This window comes from Candidatus Babeliales bacterium, from assembly GCA_035288105.1.
Classification (GTDB): domain Bacteria; phylum Babelota; class Babeliae; order Babelales; family Vermiphilaceae; genus SOIL31.
Genome location: DATEAY010000004.1, coordinates 1 through 4,461, shown reverse-complemented (window position 1 = coordinate 4,461; position 4,461 = coordinate 1). Strand labels below are relative to the sequence as shown.

General features: G+C 36.7%; 6 protein-coding genes and 1 other RNA gene. 2 read left to right on the top strand and 5 right to left on the bottom strand.

Features of this window, described 5'->3' with window-relative positions; translation table 11 throughout:
- The 4 genes from ssrA to VJJ26_00265 form a co-directional block, all read right to left on the bottom strand.
- Nucleotides 1-119, bottom strand: a transfer-messenger RNA (tmRNA) gene (gene ssrA, locus VJJ26_00280); the annotation flags it as partial.
- 188 nt (nt 120-307) lie between these two features.
- Nucleotides 308-778, bottom strand: coding sequence for a hypothetical protein (locus VJJ26_00275; GenBank protein HLC06597.1), 471 nt, complete (start codon nt 776-778; stop codon nt 308-310).
- Between the two features lie 87 nt (nt 779-865).
- Nucleotides 866-1,372 (bottom strand): SsrA-binding protein SmpB, encoded by a 507-nt coding sequence (smpB, locus tag VJJ26_00270; protein ID HLC06596.1) that lies wholly within the window; start codon nt 1,370-1,372, stop codon nt 866-868.
- A 165-nt stretch (nt 1,373-1,537) separates the two neighbouring features.
- On the bottom strand, nt 1,538-2,035 hold the full coding sequence (locus tag VJJ26_00265; GenBank protein HLC06595.1) for a DUF2062 domain-containing protein: 498 nt from the start codon (nt 2,033-2,035) through the stop codon (nt 1,538-1,540).
- A 108-nt stretch (nt 2,036-2,143) separates the two neighbouring features.
- Between VJJ26_00265 and VJJ26_00260 the strand changes: the two genes are divergently transcribed.
- Together VJJ26_00260 and tsaD are read left to right on the top strand one after the other, a co-directional pair.
- Nucleotides 2,144-2,830, top strand: a complete 687-nt coding sequence (locus VJJ26_00260; GenBank protein ID HLC06594.1) for a hypothetical protein — start codon at nt 2,144-2,146, stop codon at nt 2,828-2,830.
- A 54-nt stretch (nt 2,831-2,884) separates the two neighbouring features.
- Nucleotides 2,885-3,910 (top strand): tRNA (adenosine(37)-N6)-threonylcarbamoyltransferase complex transferase subunit TsaD, encoded by a 1,026-nt coding sequence (tsaD, locus tag VJJ26_00255; GenBank protein HLC06593.1) that lies wholly within the window; start codon nt 2,885-2,887, stop codon nt 3,908-3,910.
- Nucleotides 3,911-3,996: 86 nt separating this feature from the next.
- Here tsaD and VJJ26_00250 read toward each other — a convergent pair whose 3' ends face one another.
- Nucleotides 3,997-4,263 carry a hypothetical protein gene (locus VJJ26_00250; protein HLC06592.1) on the bottom strand — a complete coding sequence of 89 codons (267 nt, stop codon included), beginning with the start codon at nt 4,261-4,263 and terminating at the stop codon, nt 3,997-3,999.
- Nucleotides 4,264-4,461: the final 198 nt, after the last annotated feature.

The following is a 4,461-nucleotide window of genomic DNA, read 5'->3' as shown; positions in this document are numbered from 1 at the left end:
ATGCAGAGAAACCATTAGTTTCTGCATTTATTGTTTTGACCAATTGTTTAACGAGCACTCAATCAACGCTCGACATGCACTCAAAGCGACCGACAACACGTCGAAGCCAGTACGCCCCCGAATTTTCAAAGAATAGACCTTATTTATTCAAATAGTAACCCAAGCCACGAACCTTGTCAATAATACCTAATTACCAAATCCGCTCACCCTGAGTGCCCCGGAGGGGTGCATCGAAGGGTAACATAAAAATGCGGCTATCCTATATTTCAAGAATAACCGCAATTATTTATAATCAACTCAAATATGTTTAAAGATCTTTTGTTGCTTCTTTCAAAGCATTTTGATACGCATTCAATTCTTGTTTGACTCGACAATCAGATTTCAAATTTACAGGATCAAATACTGCACTTATTTTATGCTCATGCTTAAGACGATTATCATTAAAATATTTTGAACAAAATTCATCTTTACTCATTGATTTCTTAATACATACCTCTTCCAAAAAGTTTTGTTGAAAATGAAAAATTTCTGCATTTAAATCATCACACGCGAGACAATCAGATCTATTATTAATAGTGAATGCACTATATAAGCGATTCCAAGGCTTAGAAGCATCTATACACGTTCTTGTAGTTTCTGAATTTTTAAAATGTTTCTCCAAATTAGGATAACCACCTAACCACATAGCAAGCACATCATATAAAGATCCATCATTACCTGCCAACAATGATCCTTGAACTGCAGATGCCATCAAAAATAAAACTAATACTTTTTTCATAAAATACCCCTAAAGTAGGTCATTAAACCATATAATTATCACTTGTTATAAGTTTGTCACACCTGAAAATAATTACAAATGGTCCCATCAAGAGCGGCTTTCCTTCATAGCCCGAGACGTTTCTCTATTAATATCGCGCTCTTTGAGCTCTTTTTTCTTACTCGGTGCTTTTTTATGCTTTGCAATGCCCAATTCCACTTTTATTTTACTTTTCTCATTAAAATAAAAACGTAACGGTACAACAGTTACACCCTTTTGGGCAATTTCACCAAGTAATTTTAAAGTCTGACGTTTGTGGAGCAAGAGCACGCGCGTACGCACGGCTGCGTCTTCATCTTTTTGATACGCCTTTTCATACGGCGCAATACGACAATTAACAAGCGTCATTTCACCATTACGAATTGCAGCAAATGAACCAACCATCGAAACGTTGCCTGCTCGTAATGATTTAACTTCATCACCGGTCAGCACAATGCCTGCTTCTATTTTTTCTAAAATATCGTAATCATGAAATGCTTTTTTATTCTGAGCTATTATTTTCATACGCTTGTTTTTGGAATTTTTTAATTTTTTTTGGTTCGTATCCTTCGACAAGCTCAGGACGAACGGGAAAAAGTACTACTATTTTATCAAGCTCTTATTTTAAATAAAAATTTCCATAAAAAAAGATACGAGACGGCCAAAATATATTGATCTTAACTTATTTAAATATTCTCTTTTATTCCGTTCGTCCTGAGCTTGTCGAAGGATACGAACACTTTATTGCTGCTTGCCCGCAGAAGCTTTAGCGAAGGCGGGTTGTACTAAATATCGAGTAAAAATCCGCTTCATAACGGGGTACAGCATAACACTAATACCTATACCAAGCAAATTGCCTCCCACCAAAAAGGCCGATAAAGAAAGGCCAGTGATTCCCGTATGTTCTTTCAGAAAGAGATTACAAGCTTCCACCCATGCAGGGTCCCATTGGAGGTAGTCTATATTAAGAACCGTAAATAACCATTTCCCAAAAAAATGATCCAGGGAATAGATAGGAACCATGGTCCAAGGATTATGAATAATAACCGAAACAGCAAAAAGTGCTGGAATACTGAGCGCAAACATCCATCCAAACAAAAAGATCATTGCCGTGTGCAAACCAATAAGTGGCGAAATACCAATATATATGCCAAGGGCACAGGTAAATGCCAATTTACTCGGAGAGCGTTCATAGGCAACGATTCGCTGTAGGAATGAATGAATACGTGTAAGAATCATAAAACCCTTTCAAACGGGAATTAGCATATCATTTGAAATTAAAAAATCTTTCGGTTATCCTAGTTGCTGACGATAAGGACATTCTGTAACTCATAAAATGAGGGCCAAATGAAAAAAATAAAAACAACGTCCTATAAAGCATTATCTCTTATTTTTGCTATTCTTTCAACAGCCTCCCCCATATTAGCTGCCCCATCACTGCTTGGTTTTACTGCTCAGTTCACGAGAAACTCCACCCTGGTGCCGATAAACATCAACTATGGCGGAACCCAAATTATCACCACAGTTCACGAAACCTCAACTCCAAAAATAACGTTTGAGATCCCAAAAAGCAATGATCAATGGCATTTTGACGTTCTTGTTACGCCAACCAAGATTGATTTCCAACTCAAACAGTTCCCAGAGCAAGAAGACTTTCAAAATACTGTAGATTACCTCAAAATAGACCCTCAAGCTTCTTATAAATACTACTCACTCGATTTTATTGATGATGCTTGGGAAGTTAAGGAACAAAAACTGCCTGCAACGGGACAAATACCAGATAGAGCAATTATTATTGAATGCTACCCAGAATGGATTAAAGATTTTAAAGGTGGTTCAGCCGTAGAGCTTCCTACTCTGTATCTTAATAACGCAACGGATGAGCTCGGTACAACGGAAGAAGATTTTCAAGAAGCGTTGATAAAATTAGAATTGACCGCGCTCGATTCTAAAATAATCCATCCTCAAACACGTCGCAAAACACAAACGGTCGCTGATAAAAAACGTATTCTTATTATGGATCTCATAACATAAAAAACCCCATCTTTCACTCTGTTACATATGGGGACCCCAATTAAGAAAAATAAGATGTATAAATCTTTTATTACTCTTGGCATTGAAACTTCATGCGACGAAACAGCAGCAGCTGTCTACCACAGTGAAAATGGTTTACTTTCAAGCACGCTGTACTCACAAATTGAACTGCACAAAAATTTTGGCGGTGTTGTGCCGGAACTTGCATCACGATCACAACTTGAAAAAATTAATCCGATTGTCAGCCAAGCACTTGAACAAGCAGATATCACACTCGATGATATTGATGTTGTTGCAGTTACCAGCAAACCAGGCTTGCCCGGATCATTACTTGTTGGTGTGTGTTTTGCAAAATCGCTTGCGTGGGCAAAAAACAAAAAATTAATTGGCGTTAATCACTTAGAAGGCCATGCGTTTTCAACGGGAATTGAACATAACGTTCAATTCCCATATCTGTGTTTGACTGCATCGGGAGGCCACACATCATTGTATTTAATGAAAAACTTTGGCGATTACGAAGTTCTTGGTGAAACACAAGATGATGCTGCAGGTGAAGCATTTGATAAAATCGCAAAATTGATGCACTTGCCTTATCCTGGCGGGCCTGTTATTGAAAAACTTGCACGCGAAGTTAATTTTCAAGATTTCTACAACTATCCAAGATCAAAACATAAAACATTAGATTTCAGTTTTTCTGGTCTTAAAACAGCGGTGTTGTATGATCTTGTAAACCGTGGTGCTTATGATTTAAAAACAAAAACATTTTTGCGATCTGATGATGAACAACTCAAAAAAGAAGTTGCAAGCTCCTTGCTCGTGTGCATAGCTGATATCTTTGCACAAAAATTAGCACTTGCGCTCAGTGCGCATCCCGAAGTTAAAGCAATTACGTTTGTTGGCGGTGTTGCATGTAATAAATATATTGTTGAGCGTTTGCAAACATTTGCTGCATCACACAATCTCCCCTTTTTCCACCCATCACGCGCATATTGCACTGATAATGCTGCAATGATTGCATTTGTTGGTAACTACAAAGCACAACAGAATTTGTTTGATGATTTTACTCTGGATATTAGATAGCAAAAAGCAATTTTTTAATTTATTACTCATGTACTACTTTCTAAATTTATTACCATATTTGTTTTGTCTCTAAATTGATTTGTTTTTTAATCATTAATTCTATCCAAAATAAAAAGAGGCTTCACATTTTCATGTAATTTTTTTTTACAACACTCTGTATGACAAAAGAAAAACTGATCATGTTGTTGTTCTTTTGGTTTATCAATATTAACTATAACATTAAGATCAGCAGGATATCGATCAAGAGACATTATCGATTTATTACAAAAACAACACGTAAAGCCTAATTTTTCATTTACTGGGTTTCCGCTTATTTTAGACCACACAACGTGTAAAATTTGTTTTATTTTCATTTCTGGGCCTTAGGTTTTGTTGAGTTTTGATGCAAATACGTGCAGAGTTCCCCATTTCGTTCGCCCTGAGTGTTTTTGTCCTCAAAAATGTATCGAAGGGTATTATATTGGAGAAACCTTTAGGCGTTTTAAAGATTAATTACCTTAAAGAACTACCCTTCGATACATTTTACTCTGCCTACGGCTGCGTAAAACACT

Bases quoted from the DNA above. Each gene is read 5' to 3' on its own strand.
- VJJ26_00250 (HLC06592.1), bottom strand. From the start codon at position 4,263: ATGAAAATAAAACAAATTTTACACGTTGTGTGGTCTAAAATAAGCGGA.
- VJJ26_00260 (HLC06594.1), top strand. From the start codon at position 2,144: ATGAAAAAAATAAAAACAACGTCCTATAAAGCATTATCTCTTATTTTT.
- VJJ26_00275 (HLC06597.1), bottom strand. From the start codon at position 778: ATGAAAAAAGTATTAGTTTTATTTTTGATGGCATCTGCAGTTCAAGGA.
- tsaD (HLC06593.1), top strand. From the start codon at position 2,885: ATGTATAAATCTTTTATTACTCTTGGCATTGAAACTTCATGCGACGAA.
- VJJ26_00265 (HLC06595.1), bottom strand. From the start codon at position 2,035: ATGATTCTTACACGTATTCATTCATTCCTACAGCGAATCGTTGCCTAT.